At 63.2% G+C, this 20831-nt stretch carries 23 protein-coding genes; 7 read left to right on the forward strand and 16 right to left on the reverse strand.

Annotated elements, in window-relative coordinates; translation table 11 throughout:
- Positions 1-132 precede the first annotated feature (132 nt).
- The gene (locus AC4FWB_RS00805) at positions 133-435 is read left to right on the forward strand and encodes a DUF982 domain-containing protein (protein ID WP_491023900.1); all 303 of its coding nucleotides are present in this window, start codon (positions 133-135) and stop codon (positions 433-435) included.
- A 107-nt stretch (positions 436-542) separates the two neighbouring features.
- Here the strand turns inward: AC4FWB_RS00805 and AC4FWB_RS00810 are convergent, their stop codons facing one another.
- From AC4FWB_RS00810 to AC4FWB_RS00820, 3 genes are all read right to left on the reverse strand, one after another.
- Positions 543-2069, reverse strand: coding sequence for an HlyD family type I secretion periplasmic adaptor subunit (locus AC4FWB_RS00810; protein WP_491023901.1), 1527 nt, complete (start codon positions 2067-2069; stop codon positions 543-545).
- 3 nt (positions 2070-2072) lie between these two features.
- Positions 2073-3818, reverse strand: coding sequence for a type I secretion system permease/ATPase (locus AC4FWB_RS00815; RefSeq protein WP_491023902.1), 1746 nt, complete (start codon positions 3816-3818; stop codon positions 2073-2075).
- A gap of 74 nt (positions 3819-3892) precedes the next feature.
- On the reverse strand, positions 3893-7333 hold the full coding sequence (locus AC4FWB_RS00820; RefSeq protein ID WP_491023903.1) for a T1SS-143 repeat domain-containing protein: 3441 nt from the start codon (positions 7331-7333) through the stop codon (positions 3893-3895).
- Between the two features lie 531 nt (positions 7334-7864).
- Between AC4FWB_RS00820 and dusA the strand changes: the two genes are divergently transcribed.
- Positions 7865-8851, forward strand: coding sequence for a tRNA dihydrouridine(20/20a) synthase DusA (dusA, locus tag AC4FWB_RS00825; RefSeq protein ID WP_491023904.1), 987 nt, complete (start codon positions 7865-7867; stop codon positions 8849-8851).
- Positions 8852-8907: 56 nt separating this feature from the next.
- On the opposite strand, the gene AC4FWB_RS00830 is transcribed toward dusA, so the two are convergent.
- The 11 genes from AC4FWB_RS00830 to AC4FWB_RS00880 form a co-directional block, all read right to left on the reverse strand.
- A complete protein-coding gene (locus tag AC4FWB_RS00830) occupies positions 8908-9132 on the reverse strand; it encodes a GDCCVxC domain-containing (seleno)protein (RefSeq protein ID WP_491024324.1) in 225 nt (74 codons plus the stop codon).
- Positions 9132-9413, reverse strand: a complete 282-nt coding sequence (locus tag AC4FWB_RS00835; protein WP_491023905.1) for a cation transporter — start codon at positions 9411-9413, stop codon at positions 9132-9134. The genes AC4FWB_RS00830 and AC4FWB_RS00835 overlap by 1 nt, the downstream gene beginning before the upstream one ends.
- Before the next feature lie 11 nt (positions 9414-9424).
- Positions 9425-9805, reverse strand: coding sequence for a mercuric transporter MerT family protein (locus AC4FWB_RS00840; RefSeq protein ID WP_491023906.1), 381 nt, complete (start codon positions 9803-9805; stop codon positions 9425-9427).
- A complete protein-coding gene (locus AC4FWB_RS00845) occupies positions 9802-10458 on the reverse strand; it encodes an NrsF family protein (protein ID WP_491023907.1) in 657 nt (218 codons plus the stop codon). The genes AC4FWB_RS00840 and AC4FWB_RS00845 overlap by 4 nt, the downstream gene beginning before the upstream one ends.
- The gene (locus AC4FWB_RS00850; RefSeq protein ID WP_491023908.1) at positions 10455-11060 is read right to left on the reverse strand and encodes a sigma-70 family RNA polymerase sigma factor; all 606 of its coding nucleotides are present in this window, start codon (positions 11058-11060) and stop codon (positions 10455-10457) included. The genes AC4FWB_RS00845 and AC4FWB_RS00850 overlap by 4 nt, the downstream gene beginning before the upstream one ends.
- Positions 11057-11539: a DoxX family protein gene (locus AC4FWB_RS00855; protein WP_491023909.1), complete on the reverse strand. Its 483-nt coding sequence runs from the start codon at positions 11537-11539 to the stop codon at positions 11057-11059. The genes AC4FWB_RS00850 and AC4FWB_RS00855 overlap by 4 nt, the downstream gene beginning before the upstream one ends.
- Positions 11536-12330 carry an HvfC/BufC N-terminal domain-containing protein gene (locus tag AC4FWB_RS00860; protein ID WP_491023910.1) on the reverse strand — a complete coding sequence of 265 codons (795 nt, stop codon included), beginning with the start codon at positions 12328-12330 and terminating at the stop codon, positions 11536-11538. Before AC4FWB_RS00860 ends, AC4FWB_RS00855 begins: the two co-directional genes overlap by 4 nt.
- On the reverse strand, positions 12314-13177 hold the full coding sequence (gene bufB, locus AC4FWB_RS00865; RefSeq protein WP_491023911.1) for an MNIO family bufferin maturase: 864 nt from the start codon (positions 13175-13177) through the stop codon (positions 12314-12316). Before bufB ends, AC4FWB_RS00860 begins: the two co-directional genes overlap by 17 nt.
- 67 nt (positions 13178-13244) lie before the next feature.
- Complete coding sequence (locus AC4FWB_RS00870) at positions 13245-13577, reverse strand: BufA1 family periplasmic bufferin-type metallophore (RefSeq protein ID WP_491023912.1); 333 nt, start codon at positions 13575-13577, stop codon at positions 13245-13247.
- Positions 13578-13802: 225 nt separating this feature from the next.
- Positions 13803-14507: a TIGR02281 family clan AA aspartic protease gene (locus AC4FWB_RS00875; RefSeq protein WP_491023913.1), complete on the reverse strand. Its 705-nt coding sequence runs from the start codon at positions 14505-14507 to the stop codon at positions 13803-13805.
- 24 nt (positions 14508-14531) lie between these two features.
- Positions 14532-14762, reverse strand: a complete 231-nt coding sequence (locus AC4FWB_RS00880) for a DUF1289 domain-containing protein (RefSeq protein WP_491023914.1) — start codon at positions 14760-14762, stop codon at positions 14532-14534.
- Positions 14763-14918: 156 nt separating this feature from the next.
- Here AC4FWB_RS00880 and AC4FWB_RS00885 point away from each other — a divergent pair, with 156 nt between their 5' ends.
- Positions 14919-15914 (forward strand): nicotinate-nucleotide--dimethylbenzimidazole phosphoribosyltransferase, encoded by a 996-nt coding sequence (locus tag AC4FWB_RS00885; RefSeq protein WP_491023915.1) that lies wholly within the window; start codon positions 14919-14921, stop codon positions 15912-15914.
- Positions 15915-16046: 132 nt separating this feature from the next.
- Here the strand turns inward: AC4FWB_RS00885 and AC4FWB_RS00890 are convergent, their stop codons facing one another.
- Both AC4FWB_RS00890 and AC4FWB_RS00895 read right to left on the reverse strand, forming a co-directional pair.
- Positions 16047-16577 carry a GNAT family N-acetyltransferase gene (locus AC4FWB_RS00890; protein ID WP_491023916.1) on the reverse strand — a complete coding sequence of 177 codons (531 nt, stop codon included), beginning with the start codon at positions 16575-16577 and terminating at the stop codon, positions 16047-16049.
- Positions 16578-16609: 32 nt separating this feature from the next.
- Entirely contained in the window at positions 16610-18130 is a 1521-nt protein-coding gene (locus tag AC4FWB_RS00895; RefSeq protein ID WP_491023917.1) for a sensor histidine kinase, read from the reverse strand.
- A gap of 76 nt (positions 18131-18206) precedes the next feature.
- Here AC4FWB_RS00895 and AC4FWB_RS00900 point away from each other — a divergent pair, with 76 nt between their 5' ends.
- The 4 genes from AC4FWB_RS00900 to AC4FWB_RS00915 all read left to right on the forward strand — a co-directional run bounded on the left by AC4FWB_RS00900 (position 18207) and on the right by AC4FWB_RS00915 (position 20803).
- Positions 18207-18830 (forward strand): thermonuclease family protein, encoded by a 624-nt coding sequence (locus AC4FWB_RS00900; RefSeq protein ID WP_491023918.1) that lies wholly within the window; start codon positions 18207-18209, stop codon positions 18828-18830.
- A gap of 117 nt (positions 18831-18947) precedes the next feature.
- A complete protein-coding gene (locus tag AC4FWB_RS00905) occupies positions 18948-19559 on the forward strand; it encodes a glutathione S-transferase (protein ID WP_491023919.1) in 612 nt (203 codons plus the stop codon).
- Positions 19499-20203: a uracil-DNA glycosylase family protein gene (locus AC4FWB_RS00910; protein ID WP_491023920.1), complete on the forward strand. Its 705-nt coding sequence runs from the start codon at positions 19499-19501 to the stop codon at positions 20201-20203. Before AC4FWB_RS00905 ends, AC4FWB_RS00910 begins: the two co-directional genes overlap by 61 nt.
- 108 nt (positions 20204-20311) lie before the next feature.
- Positions 20312-20803 (forward strand): Lrp/AsnC family transcriptional regulator, encoded by a 492-nt coding sequence (locus AC4FWB_RS00915; RefSeq protein WP_126100371.1) that lies wholly within the window; start codon positions 20312-20314, stop codon positions 20801-20803.
- Positions 20804-20831: the final 28 nt, after the last annotated feature.

Genomic DNA, 20831 nt, shown 5'->3' on the forward strand with positions numbered 1-20831 from the left:
TCGGTGCCAGCCTTTTTGCTGGAGGTCGGCGGCTACGAAATTTTCAAGAGGCAACCAAATTTGTTTGGAACTAATCCACAGGATATGCGTTTAATGCGGTTCGGCCGCTCTGCGGTCGACCGGGAGGAAACTATGGATCGCTTGCATTTCTTTACCCCAGTGCGGATTGCGCGTGGGCAGGGATACCCTTTGGAGGAAGTCGATAGCGTCTCCGAAGCGATGGTGTTCCTGCGGAAGTGGCCAACGGGGAGACGCGGCCCCGTTTATCAGTGCGCCGTGAATTGCTGTTCGGCGGCGATGTCGGGCACCATGTCGGCCGAGGAAGCGAGAAAGGCTTTCGTCGGCTTTGCCCGTATTACCCGCCTGCTCGATGACGACATGGCGCTGCCGCTAGGTGGCCCGTCCACGGACAATGTCTACGCCCTGAGGCGGTAGCTCCGTCGCCCCTGCGGCTGCTGCTGACAAATCCGGATGATGAGGCGTTGGCCTTAGGCCGACGCCGCGGTTCCCTTTTGTTTCCGTCGGCGTGCCGCTCTCTCGTTTCAGTTTTCCCTGAAAGAGCGCGTGAGGGACGCCTGAACCGGGGCCAGCATATAGTCGAGCAGGGTATGTTCCCCGGTCAGGATCATGACTTCCGCCGGCATGCCGGGCGACAGACGGACGTCATGCAGCTCTCCGAGATCGGCCTTGTCGACCTTGACCTTGGCGAGGAAATAAGGCTCGCCGGTCTTTTCGTCCGTGAGACGGTCGGCCGACACCGAGGTGAGCAGGCCATGGATTTGCGGCAGATGCCGGCTTGGATAGGCCGTCAGCACCACGCGGGCAGGCATGTCCGGGTGCACCACGTCGATGTCCGCCGGCTTGATGCGTGAATCGATGATCAGATTGGGCTCGTTGGGGACGATGTCGAGAAGCGGCTGGCCGCTGGCGATCACGCCCGATTCGGTCGTCACGCGCAGGTTCATCACCGTTCCGGCGATCGGCGCGACGATGTCGGTTCTGGCCAGCACATCCTCGCGCGAGGGCAATTGGCTGTGCAGTTCGGCGAGGTCCCCGCGTACCTTGGTAAGATCCTCATTGGCCGTCTCGCTGTCTTGTTGGCGCAGGTTGAGGAGCTGGAACTCGGTCTCGCCGATCTGCTGGTCGTTGTGCGCTACCTGTGCCCGGTTCGTCGCCTGATTGGCGCGAATGTCGGCCTGTGCGCGCTGCAGGGCCAATATCCGTGGCAGGCGTTCCAGGCCCTTCTTGTACATCTCCTGCGCGGAGGCAATCTCCTGGTCGATCAGGCCGAGCTGCTCGGTCTGGGCGGCGATCACCTCCCTCGATCCCGTGCTTTGCTCCTTGATCTGCGCAATGCGCTTTTCCAGGATGTGCGTGCGCCCTTCGCGGGTTGCGAGGCGGCTGTCGAGCAGCGCCTGCTCCTCGACGACCACCTTTCGCGCCAGATCGCTATTGGTCGACGTCAGCTCCTTGGGAAAGGCGATCCGGCTCTGGCCGGAAAGCTCAGCGACCAGGCGGGCCTCGGTCGCCAGAAGGCGGATGTAGTGTGTCTGCAATTCGTCGTAGCGACCCTGAGCCTGCGTTGTCTTCAAGCTGATGAGCACCTGTCCGGCGCCGACCCTGTCGCCTTCCTTGACATGGATCTTCCCGATGATGCCGCCCTCCAGGTGCTGGACGGTCTTGCGGTAGCCTTCCGGGCTGACGACGCCATTTGCGACGACGGCGCTTGCCAGAAGCGCAACGCTGGACCAAGCAGCGACACCGCCGACGAACACGATCGACGAAACGTAACCCAATATGCGCGCGGGCCGCGTCCGTCGGTTGAGGTCGCGCCTACTCGCCCGGACTGCAGGTGATCGCCGCCGAATCAGGCCTCTCATCAGGAGCAGGAACATCGCGCCCCCACCTACCGTCATAGCAATGCGCGTTGGCTGGTCCAGTCCGTCGAACCAAATCGATACGCTGGCGATCAGATCCCCGGCAGAGGCGGTCAACCTGTCGGCCAGCTCGCGCAGGCTGTCAGCCAGTCTGTCCAGCATCGCTTGGAAATTGCCAAATCGATCGTCCATGGCTCACTCCGCTGCCTTCAGGTTCGCTGGCGCATTGGCGGCGATCTTGTCCAGCATGGCCGCCGGCACCGGGATGCGCTTGGCCTGGCCTGCCAGCGCGCCGAGTACCTCGTCGCGCGTGCCGAACATCGAGACGGATCCGTCACGGAGTAGGACGACATGGTCGGCCGTGCGCAAAAGATTGGTCTGATGGCTGACGATAACGACCGTGCGGCCCCGTTCCTTCAACTGCTGGAGGACATTGAACAGCGCCACCTCGCCTTCGCCGTCGAGGCCGGTGTTCGGTTCGTCGAGAACAACCAGCGGCGGATCGCCGAACAGCGCGCGGGCCAGTGCGATGCGCTGTCGCTGGCCACGCGAGATCCGGGCTCCGTGCGGCCCGACCTCGGTCCGGTAGCCGTTCGGCAGCCGCAGGATCATCTCGTGGATGCCGGCGAGTTGCGCCGCGGCGATGACGGCTTCGCTATCGACGTCCCGCAGGCGCGCGATATTCTCGGCGATCGTTCCCGGGAACAATTCGATCTGTTGCGGCAGGTAGCCGACATGCTGGCCCAACTGATCCGAAGGCCAGTTGCAGACCTCGGCGCCGTCCAACCTCACATGGCCGAACGAAGGCCTGAGCGCGCCGACAATGAGACGGCAGAGCGTGGTCTTGCCGGAGCCGGACGAACCGATCACGCCGCAGGTTTGACCGGGCTCGAGGCCGAAACCTATCTTGTTCAGCAGTGGTTGCGACGTGCCCGGCGCGCAGTAGTGCAGGTTCTCGAGCTTCAGCCTGCCCTGCGGGCGCGGCAGGGTAACGCCAGCATTTTGCACCGAACCGGTGTCGGCGAAGAGCTTGATCAGGCTGCGGCGCGCGGCTCGCGCGCTGACCAGGCTGCGCCAGGCGCCGATCGAGCGTTCGATCGGCGCCAGCGCCCGGCTGAGCAGGATGGAGGCCGCGATCATCGAGCCCGGCGTCAATTCGCGGCGCAGCACGAAATAGGCGCCGAGTCCCAGCACGGCCACCTGCAGGGCAAGGCGCAGCGAGCGCGACAGACTGCCAATGATGGTGGTGCGTCGAAAAAGTCGGCACTGGAGCTCCATCAGCGACTGCTGGTTTTCCTCCCAGCGCCGCAGTGCCGGCTCGGACATGCCGAGCGAGCGCAACGTCTCGGCACCCTCAACGTATTGACCAACGACCGCCTGGCTGCGGCGCAGCCCCGCGGATGCCTCCTGGCCCTTGCGTCGGGTGAGGAAATCATTGGCGAGCGCTGCGCAGAACAGGAGCACGGCGCCGGCCAGGCCGACCACGCCCAATGCCGGATGCAGAAACCACATGAACGCCAGGAAGACCGGCGTCCATGGCGCATCGAGAAAGGTCAGCACGCCGTCGCCGGCAACGAAGCCGCGCAATTCCCCCACATCCTTCAGACCTGCTTCGATACTGCTGCCCGCCAGACGCACCTCCATGGCGCGCTCGATCACCGGAACGCTGAGCTGGTCGTCCAGCCATTGGCTTATATGGGCCAGCATCATGCGGCGGGCGTGTTCCAGCAGGCCGTAGACGGCGATGGAACCGATGACGGCAAGAGTGAGCCAAAGCAGAGTGTCAACGGAGCCGCTCGACAGCACCCTGTCGTAGATCTGCAGCATGTAGACGGTGCTGGCGAGCAGGAGGACATTGGTAAGCAGGCTGAAAAGGAGGAGGGCGGGCGCCTGTCGGCGCGCCAGATGCATCACCTCCTGGAATTGCGGTCTTGGTTGCATCACGGAGCCCCCGTTTCGATGCTTTAAGGTAAGTGCCCAGCCGGGCGCCAGGACAGGCGCCCGGCCGGATCGCGTCAGGCTATGACGCCGTCTACGTGGTTGTCGTTGAAGATGCCGGTTCCGTCGATGCCAATGGAGAAGCTGTCGCTCGCCGTGTCGCCGTCGAAATCGGCGATCTGCACGGTGAAATCGAGCTTCTCGTCGGGCGCTGGCTGCGTCTGGCTGAGGCTGAAGCCACCGATGTCGAAGGTGTTGTTGTCGTTGCCGGTAATGCCATCCGCGTTGCTGATGTTTTCGATCAGCACACGGTCATGGGTTCCGCTCGTCGTCCACTGCACCTTGTCGCCGGTGCTCAGGCCGGTGATGATCAAGTTGCCGTCGCCGTCGATCGAGGCGGCCGGAGTAAATTGTTTATTGCCTGACGTGACGACGAAGTCGGTGAGCGAGAACGACGTGATGTTCACGTGCGTGTCGTTGGTGAGACCGTCGACGAAATTCACCCCCGGCTCGGCGGCGGTGCTGAAGGCCGTGATCTTGACACTGACGGGTCCGACGCCTGGATTGGTCTGGTTGACGGTGAAGGACGCCGTGTTCGTATTAAACACGCCCGTGAAGTCGATGTTGGCTTCGACGTCGGCCTCGTTCTGGTCCAGATTTGGCACGAGGAAATTCGTGTTCGCGCCGGTGACAAAGGTGATGAACGCGCCTTCGTCGGGGTTGATCTGGTTGCCGTTGACGCCGAACGAGGTGGTGCTGCCGGCCTGGCTGATATTGAGCACATCCTTGGTCGTGATGTTCCCGCCTTGGGACTGGTTCAACGGGTCTTCCCCGATCACCACTATCTGGGTGGAGTTTGGATCGCCGAAGGTCATGAACAGATTGCTGCCGGAGGGTGCCCCGGCAAAGCTGAAGGTGAGCTCCGCGGGCGGAGGATTCTGGAGGACATCGAAGGTGTAGTTGCCGCCCGACAGGGTGAGCTTGAAGAAATCGATGTCTCCGGCATTGTGCGTGCCGCTGCCATCGACATCCTTGTAGTAGGTGGCGACGGTGTCGTTGTTGGTCAGGTCCCTGAGCAGGGTCAGCTCCGAGGACGTGCCGTCCAGTATGGTGAGGGTCGCCGGCGAGCTGGTGATGCTGAAGGTTGCCGGGCTATCGGCACCGGCCGAGCCGTTTAGCGACTTGGTCACGGTGCTGCCAGCTGCGAAATCCACCAGGCCGTCCGCGATGGCCGGGTTGATGGTAGGTGTGTCGTCGTCGACCGTGACGACCAGGGCGTTTGCCGCCGCCGCCACAGTGTCGCCGTCGGCGTCGGTGGCGCGCAGGATCGAGCTCAGATTGATCGTCAGGTCGTTCTCGGTATTGTCCCCCGGCAGGCCGTTCAGCGTCGGATGGTCGAGCTGATCAGCGAGCGTGAAGGTCCAGGCGCCGGTCGTGCCGTCGAGCGCGAAGGTAAACACCGTGTTCGCGCCGGCCGAAGCCGTCAGCGTGTTGCCGACGACGGAGTAGGTCACCGTCACCCCACCCGAGGTCAGCGTGGGTAGCCCGCTCGTGTTGCTATTCAGGCTGAAGGTCAGCGGCGCATCGGCGCCGGAGTTGAACAGCGGGGACACGCTGCCGGTGGCTTGCGTGGCCTCGCCGGCCACGTCGCCGACGCCGCCCGCGATGCCCCCGGGCACCCCGTCCTCGTCGACAGTGCCGGTCTGCTGCGCTTGGCTCGCCGTCGGCGTATCGTCGTCGACCGTAACGATCAGGGCGTTGGCCGCCGCCGCCACCGTATCGCCGTCAGCGTCGGTGGCGCGCAGGATCGAGCTCAGATTGATCGTCAGGTCGTTCTCGGTATCGTCACCCGACAGGCCGTTGAGTGTCGGATGGTCGAGTTGATCAACGAGCGTGAAGGTCCAGGCGCCGGTCGTGCCGTTGAGCGCGAAGGTAAACACCGTGTTCGCGCCGGCCGAAGCCGTCAGCGTGTTGCCGAGGACGGAGTAGGTCACCGTCACCCCAGCTGACGTCAGCGCGGGCAGCCCGCTGGTGTCGGTATTCAGGCTGAAGGTCAGCGGCACATCGGTGCCGGAGTTGAACAGCGGTGCCACGCTGCCGGTGGCCTGGGTGGCCTCGCCGGCCACGTCGCCGACGCCGCCCGCGATGCCGCCGGGCACCCCGTCCTCGTCGACCGTGCCGGTCTGCTGCGCTTGGCTCGCCGTCGGCCCGTCGTCCTCGATGACGATCTGTTGGCCTACGAACGTCGAGGAGCCGCTGGATGTTACGATGCCGAAGCCGCCAATGTCGAAAGTGTTGTTGTCGTTGCCGGAAATGCCGTCCGCATTGCTGATGTTTTCGATCAGGACGCGGTCGTGCGTTCCGCTCGTCGTCCACTGTACAGTGTCGCCGCTACTCAGTCCGGTGATGATCAAGTTGCCGTCGGCATCGATCGAGGCGGCCGGAAAAAATTGCGTGTTGCCTGTCTTGACGACGACATTGGTTAGCGAGAACGACGTGATGTTGACGTGCGTGTCGTTGGTGAGCCCGTCGACGAAATTCACCCCCGGCTCTGCGGCCGTGGTGAAGGCCGTGATCTTGACGGTGACGGGTCCGATGCCCGGATTGGTCTGGTTGACGGTAAAGGACGCCGAGGTCGCATTGACGACGTTCTGGAAGGCGATGTTGGCCTCGATGTCGGCCTCGTTTTGGTCCAGATTGGGCACGAGGAAATTCGTGTTCGTGCCCGAAACGTAGGTGATGAACGCGCCCTCATCGGGGTTGATCTGGTTGCCGTTGACGCCGAACGAGGTGGTGCTGCCGGCCTGGCTGATGTTGAGCACATCCTTGGTCGTGATGTTCCCGCCTTCGGATTGATTCAGCGGGTCTTTGCCGATCACCACGATCTGGGTGGAGTTTGGATCACCGAAGGTCATGAACAGGTTGCTGCCCGAGGGTGCCCCGGCAAAGCCGAAGTTGAGCGTCTCGGTCGCTGCGAGCTTGAGGGTATTGCCGAGATTGACCGCGTCATCCGGGTCGCCGGTGTCGCCATGGAAGATCGGCACATAGGTGACGATATTGAACGTTACCTGGTCGCTGGTCGCGCCGACGTTCACGACGTCCTGCTTGAAGATGACGAAGGCGATCGCATCGGCGCTGCCGTTGCCATCGCTGTCATATTTGCCGATCACGGTGTCGTTTCCGTCGGCGAAGAGGAAGATTTCCTTGCCATCGACGGTCTTGAGCAAGCTGTCGTCGCCGTCGAGGGCGCCGCCGCTACCGTCCGTAAAGGTGGTGCCAGCGAGCTGGGAACCGGCGGTGGCGTTGACGGTGACCGAGTTCGTCTTGGTCGCGACGCCCACATTGGTCGGGAACGCGGAGTTCAACCCGAGAGTGGTCTCCAGATAGGTCCGGAACGAAGCCGGCAGACTGGAGTACGCCACATCGGTATCGGTAAAGCCGTCGCCGCTGTCGCCGGTTTGCAAACCAGCGGTCTGATCGTTGACGGCCTCGTCGTTGAGAATGAAGCTGATCGTCATTGCAAAATTCTCCCTGGTTTCAATGCGACAGGCGCGATATCAGCCCCAACGCTGGCAACCGGCCGCATGGGCGCGCATCCGCCGGCAGGGCCGGCGCCACGCGCCATCGTTAAAAGAAACTGGAGCAGTGAGTTGACTTACCGGGGTAGAGGGTGTTGGGAGGAGCCGCCGCTTCCCCTCCGCTCCATGCCCCGTCAGGCATTTCTCGGGGGATGCGTCCTATGCGCATCGGCAACCCACCAACGGCGGGCGCCAAGGATCGACAATGAGGGCATACTCAACCCTCTTCACCAGGCATTGACTGCCTGTACGCCTCCTGCTCAGAACATGAGCACAAAAACTTTACTCTTATTTGTGGAAATTTGAAGTCTAACTATTGCTTTTTAACAAAAAGTGTGAATCAGAAATAGCCCCGCCGCGAGTGGGACCTTTGTCCCTCGCAATTTGAACTGTTTGAAAATAATAGCGAATTTGGATGATACTTATTGTCCAATTTGTACTGTGAGGCGGTCAGGAGTACTAAAAAAGGCGATGCGATCCAAACTTGCAGTAGCACCAATGATGGACTGGACAGACCGGCATTGCCGGTTTTTCCACCGTCAGCTGACGCGCCGGGCGCTACTCTATACCGAGATGGTGGTGGCGGACGCCGTCATCCATGGCGCGCGCGAGCGCCTGCTTGGCTTCGACGATACCGAACATCCGGTTGCCCTGCAGCTCGGCGGTTCGGATCCGCGCAAGCTCGCCGAGGCGGCGGCAATCGGCGAGGCGTTCGGTTACGACGAGGTCAATCTCAATGTCGGCTGTCCGTCCGATCGGGTCCAGTCGGGCACGTTCGGCGCCTGCCTGATGATGACGCCGCTGCTGGTGGCGGAATGCGTCGCGGCGATGAAGGCGGCGGTAAAGGTCCCCGTTACCGTCAAATGCCGCATCGGCGTCGACGAGCAGGACCCCGAACCCGCTCTCGATACGCTGGCCGACGGTGTGCTCGCGGCCGGTGCCGATGCCCTCTGGGTGCATGCCCGCAAGGCGTGGCTGGAGGGGCTGAGCCCTAAGGAAAACCGCGATATCCCACCGCTCGATTATTCGCGCGTCTATCGGCTGAAGGCCAGAAAGCCGAACGAATTCATCGGCATCAACGGCGGTATTCAATCGCTCGACGAGGTGTCGGAACATCTCGGCCATGTCGACGGCGCCATGCTTGGCCGTGCGGCCTATCACACACCGGGCATTCTCACCGGGATCGATGCCGCATTCTACGGCGAGCCAACGGCTGCCTTCGATTATGCGGCGCTGATGGACGCCATGGCCGGCTATGCCGCGCGCCATATCGAAAGGGGCGGGCGGCTCGGCCATGTCACGCGCCATATGGTTGGACTGTTCCACGGGCTGCCGGGCGCGCGCCGCTACCGGCAGATACTCTCCACCGATGCCAATAGACCCGGCGCCGGGCCTGAAGTGCTGAAGACGGCCTTCGCGGCAATAGACTTCGCGGCGGCGGAAGCCGAGGCAGCCTAGGGAAGCTGAGCGGCGCTCAGGTCTCGACCATACGGTCCGTATGAGCGCCATGGACCTCAGCAGCAACGATGCCGGCCCACAACGCCGGACTGCCGCTCTTCCTGTCTCGGCGGACAGAGATGGTCACCGTAAGAGCAGAATACGCAGCAATCTCCCGGCAGAGGCTTGAGGAGAGTCCCGCAGCTTTCGCATTCGTAAAAATATTGGCAGGCATCGGTAGGCATTGTCTCGGTCCTGCGGTGACCGCAGGCTGGACAGGTGATGGTGCTGGTGAGCTCGATCATTGCTCTTTCACCAGTGTCGCTGCATAGCCGGCGTTGGCGGAAGCATCGGCGATCGCGGCGGTACTCGTCTTGCCATCGTCGAAGACAACCGTTGCAGTCTTGGCATTGACGTCGGTTGAAACGGAGACAATGCCGTCGAGGCGCCTGATTGCGGTCGCAACGGTGATTGGGCAAAGCGCACAGGTCATGCCGGGCACTGAGAACGTGGCGGTGCGCTGTGCCGCGGCAACGGGCACGGTTGCCAGGAGCGATACGACAATTACCAGGGCGGTGCGCATGGCGGGATCTCCTACAAATTGAGCCGGCTGAAGACATCGACGGCGGCCGCCGACGCTGCAATCAGGCTCGCGGCCAACAGGATCCATCGGGTGGAGCGGCGATAGACGGGGTTGGCGCAGAGGGAGCCTGGAAGGCAGGCGGCCGCTTCGCTGCGGCGGTAGCGCCAGTATCCGAGAGCGATGGAGACGGCTGCGAGCGCGAGGAAATACGGCTGATAGGGCGCCAGCGCGGTGAGACGCGCGATCCAGGCGCCACTGATCCCCGCGACGGCGAAGGCAAGGGGAAGGATGCAGCAGGCAGAGGCCAGGAGACCTGCCGAGAGCCCACCAAGAGCGAGCGACAGGCCAGTCCGCGATGTCGTTGGGTTGCTGACGGGCAATGGTCCGCTCATTCCGGCATCTCCCGGCGGCTCGACACGAACAGGTTGATGGCGCCGCCCGACAACATGATCAGCAAACCGGTACCAAGATTGAACGTCAGAATCTCGATGCTGGCGTCGATTGGATGAAACAGGGTCAGCGCCGCTGCCGTGATCCCAGCGACGGAAAGACTTGCAGCGAAGATCACCGGCGCCGGGTTGAAACTGGCGGCATGGCGAAGCATGAGGCTCAGGGCGAGCGACAACGGCAGGCTGGTCAGCACCAAGGTGGCGATGCAAGAAGCCGTCTCCCCGGGAGCCGCGCTGCCCGGAACCATCGGGGTCCAGAAGCGCAGGCACTGATAGCCGATCGAGAAAAGCCACAAGGCAAGCGCCGGAAGCGGCAGCCACAGCCAATGACGTGAACGGCCGGGAAGGCTGATGAAGAACGCCGCGACCGCGGCAAGGATGCCGGTGAGGACAGCCCCTGTGAGGCTCAAGGCGAAGCGGATGTCGGCCAGGCGAACAAGGAGTCCTGGCCGCCAGCCATGGGCAGCGGCGATCATGGTGAGGATCAATGCGGCCAGAAGCAGGAAACCGGTGGCGCGCAGCAGCGGCGGGCGGAGCCGCCTGACCGGTCTCAGATTGGCCGCAAGCGCGGAAATGAGATCATCCGTGAGGATCATGTTTCACTCCCGCCATGGAAGAATCGCCGCAGACGCTGGATGGCGCGGTGAGTGGCGATTTTGAGCGCCGCCACGCTCGCACCACTCACCGCCGAGGCTTCCTTCAGCGACAGCCCTTCGATCTTGGTGAGCCGGACGGCTTCGCGCTGTCCGGCAGGAAGGCGGTCGAGGGCCGCCGCAATCTCATGGATATTCTTCATGCCCTCAAGGTTCGCGGGTGGATCGGCAAAGGTTTCGTGAGCAGGTTCAAATTCCGTTTCGAAGGCCCGGCGGCGGCTCTGGCGGCGCAGGCGGTCAATCAGCCTGCGCCGCGCAATGGCCGTAAGCCAGGGACCGAACGGCCGCGCCGGATCATAGGTCCGGCGCACGGTATGCAGGCTGAGCAGTATATCTTGCACCGCATCCTCGACATCGCTGGGATTGCGGTGCCAGCGTGCCGCGTGAGCGCGGAGATATGGAGTGATGCTCTCCAGAAGCCGCCGGTAGGCATCGGCGTCACCGTCCTGAGCCCTGGCCATGAGGATCGACCAATCCAGCTCCCGTACCTGGGGCGAAGGGACCGCTCCTCCTCTCACAATCTTCAGCACGGGAGAGGTGGTCATTGCCGATACACCTCCGACGCAAATCGTCGCGCGATCAGCCGATCGACGGAAACGGGCCCTGCGCCCAGGGCGATGATGGAGATCGCCATGGCGGCCCAGGGCAGGTGGAAGTTGGCCCAGCCATCGGGCACCACAAGCTGGATGACACCGGTCATGACGAGCATCGCCAGCGCGGCAAAGCGGGTGGCGAGGCCCAGAACCAGCAGCACCGGCAAAGTGAGTTCGGCTGTCGCGACCAGATAGGCCACGGCATCTGGCATGGGGAAACCATACTCGGCGCCGAAGATATGCAATTTGAACTCCTCCTCGAACAGATAGATAGTGCTGTCCGAGAGCTGCAGAAAGCCATCCCAGCGGGTGAGCCCGGAGCGGAAAAACGGCACCGCAAGTGCTGCTCGCAGAAACAGGGGCGCCACAGCCATGGCAATCGAGGAAAGCCACCTTGTCAGTGTACGGATCAGTTCCGGAGCTGACGTCATGACGGCCCACCTCCGGTATCGGGTCCAAGGCTCCAACCGATGAAAGCGCCGGCTTCAATCAGCCCTGCCAGTATCGCTCTGAGATCGAAGCACGTTGTGACGTTGAGTGCGGCGATCGCGGCGGCCACAACGGGCTTGCCGGCGCCCAGGGTCCTGACGAGGGCCGCTGCTCCTATCGGCAGTTGATGCACCAGAACTTCTGCGCTCGGGCGGATGATGAGTGCATCCTCGCCACCGCCTTCGAGATCGATCGCTGCGGGCTCGCCGCCCTCAATGTTCATGCGCCAGATGGTGAGAGCGGGAAACCGCGATTGCGTCACCCGGAGCGAAGGATGGAGCGCCAGCCGGACCCCGGCCAGGTCGTCCTGATCTATGGCTAGGAGGTCGTTGGCGGAAAGCGGCTCCGCGTCGGCCGCGTGATAGGCCTCATTCCATGCGCGCTCGATTCTCGCCACGTCGGCGAGGTAGGGGAGCGCTGTCGCGGGCTCGAACGCGTCAATGAATTCAGGGAAGCCTTCGCCGTAGCTCAGCATGATGGGAGACCGCGGCGGATGGGCGATTACAAAACGACCCGCCATCGCGCGGAAGAATTCACCCCCGACGATGCGATTAACCGCTGGGTAATTTTCCTTCAGCGTCTCGATCAGGCCGGCCACGACATTGTTGCGATAGACCGCAAAGCGACGCGGACTTGGTAAGCCGTCAGGTCCCAAAAGGCCGCGCGGCGTGGTGCGGGTAGCATCAAGCAGGGCCAGTGCGAAATCCTGTTGCCGTTCAGCCAGTCCTTGCAAGGTGTATCTCCTGCCCAGGCGCGTGAGACGTCATATACGCTTCGGCCCGCATGGCCTCGGCGTGCAGATCGCTCCATGCTGGCAAATCAGCATCCCATTCGATTAGCGTCGGCGTGGGACCGATTTTGTCGATCGCGTAGGCGTAGAGCTGCCAAACCAACGGATCGACCGGCCGGTTGTGCGTATCGATGAGCAGCGGCCTGTGTTTCTCGTCAGTTTCCGGGGTGAAGCCGGCTAGGTGTATTTCCTGTACTGCGCCGAGCGGGTAGGCATCGATATAGGCGAAAGGATCCCACTGCTGATTGGTCGAAGCGACATGGACGTTGCTGACATCCAGCAGCAGTCCGCAGCCGGTGCGTCGTTGCACTTCGGTGATGAAATCAGGCTCGGCATAGGTGCTTTCGGCAAAGGCGACGTAGGTGGAAGGATTTTCCAGCAGCATCTGGCGGCCGAGTGTTTCCTGCACCTCATCGATGTGCGAGGCGATGCGCTGGAGCGTTTCAGTCGTGTAGGGCGTCGGCAGGAGATCATTCAGGAACGCATCGCCATGGCTCGACCATGCAAGGTGCTCGGAAAAAAGGCCTGGCTGGTAACGGGCGATCAGCTCCTTCAGGCGCCTCAAATGGTCTTGGTCAAGGGGGGTGGCCGCGCCGATCGACAGGCCGACGCCGTGCAACGATAAGGGGTAGAGCGCGCGGATAGCAGCAAGGTAGCGGTGCGGCGGACCGCCAGCCCCCATATAGTTTTCGGCGTGAACCTCGAAAAAGCCGATGTCCGGCACAGTTTCCAGGATCTCGCGATAGTGCTGCGGCTTAAGTCCCACTCCGGCGCGTGAAGGAATATTCATGATGAGCTCCCGGAAAGGCTGAGGATGTGGCGGATGGCAAAGCCACCCGCCGAGGTTTCCTGAGAAATCAGGTGATCGGCTTCAGCGAGCCGTGACCTTTGGGGGTGCTCATGGCGGTGCAGGTCCCTTTCGCCACCAGCTTGAAGGCATTGCCCTGATAGTCCTTGGTGGCCGTGCCCGCACAAGTGGTCCCAGCGCCGGCGTAGCAGTCGTTGTGGCCCTTCAGCGCCACACCGAAACACTTCTCCATCTTGCCGGAAGCGACCTCTTTCTTGGTCATCTCCCGCATTTTCATCATCTCTGCCTCGCTCATCGCGGCGATTGCGGGGCTGATGGCGGCGGCGCCAATGGCTCCGGCAAAGGCACTGGCGACGACGGCGGAAATCAGGCGGTTTGACATGCTTATCCTCCATTGTTGGACGAACCTTCTCCCCGGCGATGCTGGAAGCGGCAGGTTCTTCTGGAGGTTCGCAGCGGCGCCTGCGGAGGTTACGGCGGTTCAGATCCCCTCGTTCACGAATTCGTGTAGTTGGGCTCAGGAATAGTCGGCAAAGAACGACGCACTTGAAGCACAGCCGTAAAGCAGTCGGCCTCAGCAAGGCGGCAGCCGAAGCGGCTTGAAGGTCTAGTCGCGCAGGATCATTCGGTCGCCGCGCACGTCAAAACCCGACAGCGAGCTGATAAAGTTCATGCCGAGCAGGCTTTGCTCGAGCATGCCGGGCGCCGCGACCATGACCGGCATATCCTTGCGCACGATGCCGCCGATCGCCATTTCATCGGTCCTCACGGTTGCAGCGCGCGCCATGCCGTTGGCGGTCGACACGTCCACGGTGAAGCTGAGCGCCGCCGGGTTGAACCCGGCCGCCTGGGCGTCCTCAGCCGTCAGCACCGTGCTGGTCGCGCCGGTATCGACCACGGTCCGGATCGGCGCGCCGTTGACCAGGATTCGCGCTTCGAAATGGCCGTTGTCGGCCTTGTCGAGCGTGACGGTAGCGCGGCCATTGTCGACGCCCAGCGCCAGCGGGCTTCCCGGAACAAGGCCGGCCGTGACGCGGCTGACAACGTCCTGCAGCTCGTAGCGGTATTGGTAGCCGGCGATCAGCGCCAGCACGATTGCCGCCCAGACGCCGATATTGCGCGCCATGTCGCCGAGCGGCCGGCCCGAGCGAACGAGGCTGGCGCCAATCACCGTCACCAGGACGCCGACCCAGATCAGCCGGCTGAAATCGTGGTTCTCGATGCCGAAGGTGCGGCCGGCGGAATCGTTCATCATCAACAGGATCACACCGGCGCCGATCACCAGCATGACGATCCAGAACAGGCGGTTCATGGCCGGCCCTTTCTCAGTCCTTGCTCACAACATACCACGCTCGCGCGCCATGCGGGTGCGCCGCGTTTCGCGGCGGGGCCGGCGTTCGACCGTCTCCAGCCGCGCCGGCAACTCGGCCATCACCGTCCGCCGGATTTCCGGCGTCATCGTGAGCCAGGTCGCGATTTCATCGCGCGTGCGCCCGCAGCCGAAGCAGAAGCCGGTTTTCATGTCGATCGAGCAGACGAGTATGCAGGGAGACTCGATGGCGGTCATGCTGTTCTCTTGCTTTCACTCCACATGGTGCAACCGCAAAGCCAATGCAAGCCCTCCGCAATGCGCCGCCGACCGACGCTTTCGTGGCATTGCCGGGCGGTTGTGCCGGGCAGCGAAGGCGGCTATGCCGCTGCCTGTTCCTGCAAAGAGACCGACATGACCGCCAAGCCTTTCGATGATTTCCGCACCCTCCTGACGAGCCTGCCGACGGCGAACGCCGCCGCCGAAACCCGCGTCCGCACGCTGTTCGCCAAGACCGACAAGCCAAAGGCCTCGCTTGGCCGCATCGAGGATATCGCGACCTGGCTCGCCGCCTGGAGCGGGCGTGCGCCGCCGGCGGTAAACCGGCCGCTCGTGGCTATCTTTGCCGGCAACCACGGCGCTGTCCGGCATGCGATCTCGCCGCGGCCGGTTTCGGCGACCGCCAGTGCCGTTGAACTCTGCGCCGCCGGCGGTGCGGCAATCAACCAGGTCTGCATCGCCAACGATCTCGGCCTGAAAGTCTTCGATCTGGCCCTCGACATTCCGACCGGGGACATCACGGAAGAAGCGGCGCTCGACGAGCGCGGCTGTGCCGCCACCATGGCCTTCGGCATGGAAGCCGTCGCCGGCGGCGCCGACCTTCTTTGCCTGGGCGACCTCGGCGTCGGCAATTCCACGATTGCGGCTGCCTTGTGCGCGGCGCTGTTCGGCGGCAAGGGCGCTGACTGGGTCGGGCCGGGATCGGGCGCGGATGCGGCAATGATGGCGCGCAAGGCGGAAGCGGTCGACCGGGCGCTGGCCTTCCACGGTGCCAGCCTCGGCGATCCGCTCGAAGCGTTGCGCCGGGTCGGCGGCCGCGAGTTCGCGGCGATCTGCGGCGCCATTCTCGCGGCCCGCATGCAGAAGATCCCGGTGTTGCTCGACGGATTCGTCGCGACGGCTGCCGCCGCGGTTCTGCATAGGGCCAATCCCAGCGCGCTGGACCATTGCCTGCTCGCCAGCCTGTCGCCAGAGCCCGGCCATGCCAAGGTCGCCGAGCAGCTCGCTATGTTGCCTCTGCTCGACCTCGGCCTTGTTCATGGCGAAGGGGTAGGGGCCGGGCTTGCCGCGGGTCTCATCAAGGCGGCGGCGCTCACCAGTTCCGGTATGGCGGTAGCAGTGCGCGGCTAAAGCATGTCTCCCGAAAGTGGTCCGGTTTCGGGACAAAGACATGCTTAAAATCAAAAACTTAAAGCAGGTCGCGTGAATCCTTTTTCGCGCGACCTGCTTTAGGGCAGGAGGACAGGAATCGGCTGTGGGCCGTCAGCGGCGAAGCTTGGGAATATGATACACTACCGAGATGTATTTTGGATTGGATCGGCTGCCGACCACCGAACCTCCGAGGCCTTTCGCAATTCTTCTGCTGGCGACGTTTTCTTCCGCCACGGGGTATTCGAAACCATCGGACCCCAGTTTCTCGGACGCCCACACCGCCACGGCGGCGATGGCCTCCTTGCCGATGCCCTTTCCCTGAGCTTCTTCCCTTATCCAGATTCCAAGTTCCGGGCACGGCGTTCGAGCAGCATGCAAGCCGACAAGTCCAAGGCAGCAACCATCCTGCGAAGAACGCGCGACGAAATGCAGGTCCGACCCGTCAAAGATCGGCTCCAGCCAGTATTGCCATACCTCGGCGAAGGCGGCTGGCGATCGAGGCGGCTCCCACTGCATGAAGCGGGTTATTGCCGGCGTGATGCAGGCGAAGACGTCCTCGGCGTCATCGGCCGTGAACAGCTTGAGTGAGAGGCGCTCCGATTTGATCTCGATGCTATCTGCATCCCAGTCAGTGGTATTCATAGCAGCGGGCAATCTCCCGTAACGACAGAGGCTCAGCGCCGGCGCGCCGCAACCGCCTTGGTCGGCAGCGCCGGCAATTCCTCCATCACCCGGCTCAGCGGGAAAATGGCGATCGCTTCGGTGCCTTCGCGCAGCTTGGAGTGAAGCTCGAACTCGCCGCCATGCATGTCGAGCAGCCCCTGCACGATCGGCAGACCGAGGCCGGTTCCCTGTTCGGCGCTCTTGATGGCGATCGAGCCCTGGCCGAAGGCGGAAAGCACCACCGGGATTTCCTCTTCCGGAATGCCCGGGCCGTTGTCCTTGACCGAGATGTACTGACCGCCGCCCGCTGTCCAGCCGACGCGCACGCGGACTTCGCCTCCCGACGCGGTGAACTTGATCGCATTGGACAACAGGTTGAGCGTGATCTGCCGGATGGCCCGCTCGTCGCCGAACAGGCGCGGCAAGGTCGTCTCGAACTCCTGGATGACGCGGATGTCTTTGTTGCGGGCCCTGAGCTCCATCATGTGACAGCAATCCTCGACGATCGTCACCAGCCCCACCGGCTCCTCGTTGAGTTGGTAGCGGCCGGCCTCGATGCGCGACAGGTCGAGGATCTCGTTGATCAGGTCGAGCAGGTGCTGGCCGGAATCGTGCACATCGTGCGCGTAGTCGCGATAGGTCGGGTTGTTCATCGGCCCGAGCACTTCGTTGGCCATCACTTCGGAGAAGCCAAGGATGGCGTTGAGCGGCGTTCGGAGCTCATGGCTCATCGAGGCGAGAAAGCGCGACTTCGCCAGATTGGCGTCCTCGGCGCGCCGCCTTGCTTCGTCGGACATCGATTTAGCCGTCTCCACCTCGGCGATCAGCGCGTCCTTTTCGGAACGGAAGGAGAGCACCATCCACGAAGCTTGGTTGAGGTGGCGCGCGACATAGCCGAAGAAGGGCAGGGCGGCGACCAGAAGTGCCGCCATGATCCCTTCGATCGGCATCCAAAGGCGCAGGACGGCATAGACATAGACCGCCACGGGGATGGCGAAGGTCGCGAGCAGGGCGCCGCCCAGCGACGACGCCATGACCGCTGTCGTCGCCATGGCAACCAGAAGCACCATGGCCTTGACGACCTGGAACTGGTCGACCTGGCATGTGTCGCAGCCGAGCCAGGCGAACCAGGCCCAGCCGAGGCCGCACAGCGAATGGCCGATTAGGAAGTCGCGGCGCGTCCGTACCGGATCGAGCTCGGCCGCCTCGGTGCGCTCGACTCGTCGCGCCATGAAGGTGACGATGGTGTAGCAAAGCAGCGTGAACAGGGCCCAGATGGCAACCAGATTGCCAACGCCGGAAAGGCGGCCGATCGCCGCCACGGCAAGCACCAGCAGTGGTATCACCGCCGCGCTGACCACCATGGCGCGCGCGTGCAGCTTCAACAGTTCGCGGTCGAAGTCGAGACTGCCGGCCTGCTGCGAAAGGCGGTCACGCGTCCTGCGCACCGCGCGCGCCACATCGCTGTTGCGATGCGGTCTCCTGCGGTCCACTATGAATTTGTCCGCTGTGTCCGAGCGTAGCAAAGGCATGCGAAGTTCAATTTCTGCGCGCAGCGATTTTTAGTTCGTTAAGCTACGTTCGAATGATTAAGAGACTGTTTGCCATATGAGCCGTTCCTGGTCGCGAGGACCGCGCCCGCGATACGCTCCGCGGCCTCCGCGAAGCCTCTTGCGCAGGCTGCTGGATTACGGGCTGACCGCGATCGTGCTTGGCCTGTTCATCCTGGTGGCGGCGCGCCTCGACCGTTTCGAGACGCGCAGGGAGCAAGGCACGGCGATCGTCAATGACGGCGATTCGCTTACGCTGGGCACCGAGCGCATCCGCATGCGCGGCATCGACGCTCCGGAATACACACAGACGTGCCGCAAGGACGGCGCCGACTACCCTTGCGGCAGGCTTGCGCGGCAGTCGCTGGTGAGGCTGATCGCGAACAGGCCGGTGTCCTGCAGCGGCTGGCAGCGCGATCGCTACGGCAGGCTGCTCGGCGACTGCAAGTCAGGCGACACGGACCTCAACCGTGCTCAAGTGCAGGCCGGATGGGCCGTCGCCTTCGGCGACTTCGAAACCGAGGAGGCCGTTGCGCGGGTCGCCAAGGTCGGCATTTGGGCCGGCTCGTTCGAGGAGCCGCGGGACTGGCGCAACAGCCATCACGATCAGCCGGTCGAAAGGAAGCATGGCGCGCTGGCTTCGCTTGGCGACGCGCTGCGCGAGCTTTTCCGCTTCTGGTGATGCCGCTTCTGGCGATGCTCTGTTCGATGCATGTCGTCTCCCCAAAACCGCTGCGCACTTTTGGGCGACATGCATTGAAGCGCGCCCTATGATCGAGGCGAAAGATCGGAGAATGGAATGAAGCTGTTCGATGGCGGCCGCGCGCCCAACCCCAGGCGGGTCCGGGTTTTCCTGGCGGAAAAGGGACTCTCCGTCCCGCTGGTGCCTGTCGATATGGGCGCGCTGGAGCATCGCGAGGAGCCGGTGGCGTCGCGCAACGCGCTGCGGCGGCTGCCGGTTCTCGAATTGGACGACGGCACCATCATCACCGAATCCATCGCCATCTGCCGCTATTTCGAGGAATTGCATCCGGAGCCCGCCTTGTTCGGCAAAGGCGCGCTCGGCAAGGCCATGGTGGAGATGTGGCAAAGGCGTATGGAGTTCAATCTCCTAAGCTGCGTCGCCGCCGCCTTCCGGCACATCCACCCGGCGATGAAGGACTGGGAGGTGCCGCAGATCCCGGAATGGGGTGAGGCCAACAAGCCCAAGGCCATCGAATTCCTGCATCTCCTCGATCGCGAGCTGGCGGACAGGGAATTCGCCGCCGGCGACACCTATTCGGTCGCCGACATCACCGGGCTGATCGCCATCGATTTCATGAAGCCGGCGCGTATCAAGGTGCCCGAGGAGTGCGTGAATGTGCTGCGCTGGCACGCGGCGCTCTCCAGCCGGCCAAGCGCCGCTGCCTGAGGCCGCATTTGGACGACTTGCCGAGCATGACCCCAGCGCTGGAAAGCCTCACCGCCAGGGTGCGGGCCTGCCGCATCTGCGTCGAGCAGCCGCGTGGCCGGTCCCTGCCGCATGAGCCGCGCCCGGTGCTGAGGCCGTCGTCGAGCGCGCGCATCCTGCTCGCCAGCCAGGCGCCGGGCACCAAGGTGCACATGTCGGGCATGCCGTTCACCGATGCTTCCGGGGATCGCCTCAGAAGCTGGCTCGGCGTCAGCAGTGACGAGTTCTACGACACGAAAAAATTCGCCATCGTGCCGATGGGTTTCTGCTTTCCGGGCCAGGATGCCAAGGGCGCCGACCTGCCGCCGCGCCGTGAATGCGCGCCGGCCTGGCGCGCTGATCTCATGGCGCTGATGCCGCAGATCGATCTGGTGCTGACGATCGGCGGCTATGCGCAGTCCTGGCACATGGGCGCCGCGCGGGGTGCTTCATTGACCGAGACGGTAAGGAACTGGCGCGCCATCTGGGATGCGGCGGCCAGCCCGAAAGTGCTGCCGCTGCCGCATCCGTCATGGCGAAACACCGGCTGGCTGAAGAAGAATCCCTGGTTTGAAATGGATTTGCTGCCTTTCCTGCGGTCGCAAATCCGCTATCGCCTCGATTAGGCATTCGGCAAGATATCACTCGCTTTTGCTGCCATTGGCAGAATTTCTTTCTTGTGAATGGCCCCGATAAAGGGGAATATAGCGAAACTATTCCCCTGGAGTCTCCCGATGGACCGCCTTGACCGAAAAATTCTCCGCCTCCTGCAGGAGGACGCGACGCTCGCGGTCGCCGATGTCGCCAAGAAAGTCGGCCTGTCGACCACGCCGTGCTGGCGGCGCATCCAGAAGCTCGAGGAAGAGGGCGTCATCCAGCGGCGCGTCGCCATTCTCGACCACGAGAAGGTCAATGTGCGCGTCACCGTCTTCGTGTCGATCCGCACCAATTCGCACAGCCATGAATGGCTGCGACGTTTCTCCGAGGTCATCCAGGAATTTCCGGAAGTGGTCGAGTTCTACCGCATGAGCGGCGACGTCGACTATCTGCTGCGCGTGGTGGTGCCCGACATCGCCGCCTACGACGCCTTCTACAAGCGGCTGATCGCCAAGATCGAAATCCGCGACGTGTCGTCGTCCTTCGCCATGGAGCAGATCAAGTACACGACGGAGATTCCGCTCGACTATATGGTGCTCGACAAGGAATCGGGCGCCAACGCGGCCTGATCTTTGGCGCTCGCCGCTTTCCACTATG

The sequence above is a fragment of the Mesorhizobium sp. LEGMi-168a genome (assembly GCF_058312955.1).

Bases quoted from the DNA above. Each gene is read 5' to 3' on its own strand.
- AC4FWB_RS00900 (WP_491023918.1), top strand. From the start codon at position 18,207: ATGAGCCGTTCCTGGTCGCGAGGACCGCGCCCGCGATACGCTCCGCGG.
- AC4FWB_RS00810 (WP_491023901.1), bottom strand. From the start codon at position 2,069: ATGGACGATCGATTTGGCAATTTCCAAGCGATGCTGGACAGACTGGCT.
- AC4FWB_RS00880 (WP_491023914.1), bottom strand. From the start codon at position 14,762: ATGACCGCCATCGAGTCTCCCTGCATACTCGTCTGCTCGATCGACATG.
- AC4FWB_RS00815 (WP_491023902.1), bottom strand. From the start codon at position 3,818: ATGCAACCAAGACCGCAATTCCAGGAGGTGATGCATCTGGCGCGCCGA.
- AC4FWB_RS00905 (WP_491023919.1), top strand. From the start codon at position 18,948: ATGAAGCTGTTCGATGGCGGCCGCGCGCCCAACCCCAGGCGGGTCCGG.
- bufB (WP_491023911.1), bottom strand. From the start codon at position 13,177: ATGAATATTCCTTCACGCGCCGGAGTGGGACTTAAGCCGCAGCACTAT.
- AC4FWB_RS00915 (WP_126100371.1), top strand. From the start codon at position 20,312: ATGGACCGCCTTGACCGAAAAATTCTCCGCCTCCTGCAGGAGGACGCG.
- AC4FWB_RS00885 (WP_491023915.1), top strand. From the start codon at position 14,919: ATGACCGCCAAGCCTTTCGATGATTTCCGCACCCTCCTGACGAGCCTG.
- AC4FWB_RS00850 (WP_491023908.1), bottom strand. From the start codon at position 11,060: ATGACCACCTCTCCCGTGCTGAAGATTGTGAGAGGAGGAGCGGTCCCT.
- AC4FWB_RS00870 (WP_491023912.1), bottom strand. From the start codon at position 13,577: ATGTCAAACCGCCTGATTTCCGCCGTCGTCGCCAGTGCCTTTGCCGGA.
- AC4FWB_RS00895 (WP_491023917.1), bottom strand. From the start codon at position 18,130: ATGCCTTTGCTACGCTCGGACACAGCGGACAAATTCATAGTGGACCGC.
- AC4FWB_RS00875 (WP_491023913.1), bottom strand. From the start codon at position 14,507: ATGAACCGCCTGTTCTGGATCGTCATGCTGGTGATCGGCGCCGGTGTG.
- AC4FWB_RS00805 (WP_491023900.1), top strand. From the start codon at position 133: ATGGATCGCTTGCATTTCTTTACCCCAGTGCGGATTGCGCGTGGGCAG.
- AC4FWB_RS00845 (WP_491023907.1), bottom strand. From the start codon at position 10,458: ATGATCCTCACGGATGATCTCATTTCCGCGCTTGCGGCCAATCTGAGA.
- AC4FWB_RS00840 (WP_491023906.1), bottom strand. From the start codon at position 9,805: ATGAGCGGACCATTGCCCGTCAGCAACCCAACGACATCGCGGACTGGC.
- AC4FWB_RS00820 (WP_491023903.1), bottom strand. From the start codon at position 7,333: ATGACGATCAGCTTCATTCTCAACGACGAGGCCGTCAACGATCAGACC.
- dusA (WP_491023904.1), top strand. From the start codon at position 7,865: ATGCGATCCAAACTTGCAGTAGCACCAATGATGGACTGGACAGACCGG.
- AC4FWB_RS00835 (WP_491023905.1), bottom strand. From the start codon at position 9,413: ATGCGCACCGCCCTGGTAATTGTCGTATCGCTCCTGGCAACCGTGCCC.
- AC4FWB_RS00855 (WP_491023909.1), bottom strand. From the start codon at position 11,539: ATGACGTCAGCTCCGGAACTGATCCGTACACTGACAAGGTGGCTTTCC.
- AC4FWB_RS00890 (WP_491023916.1), bottom strand. From the start codon at position 16,577: ATGAATACCACTGACTGGGATGCAGATAGCATCGAGATCAAATCGGAG.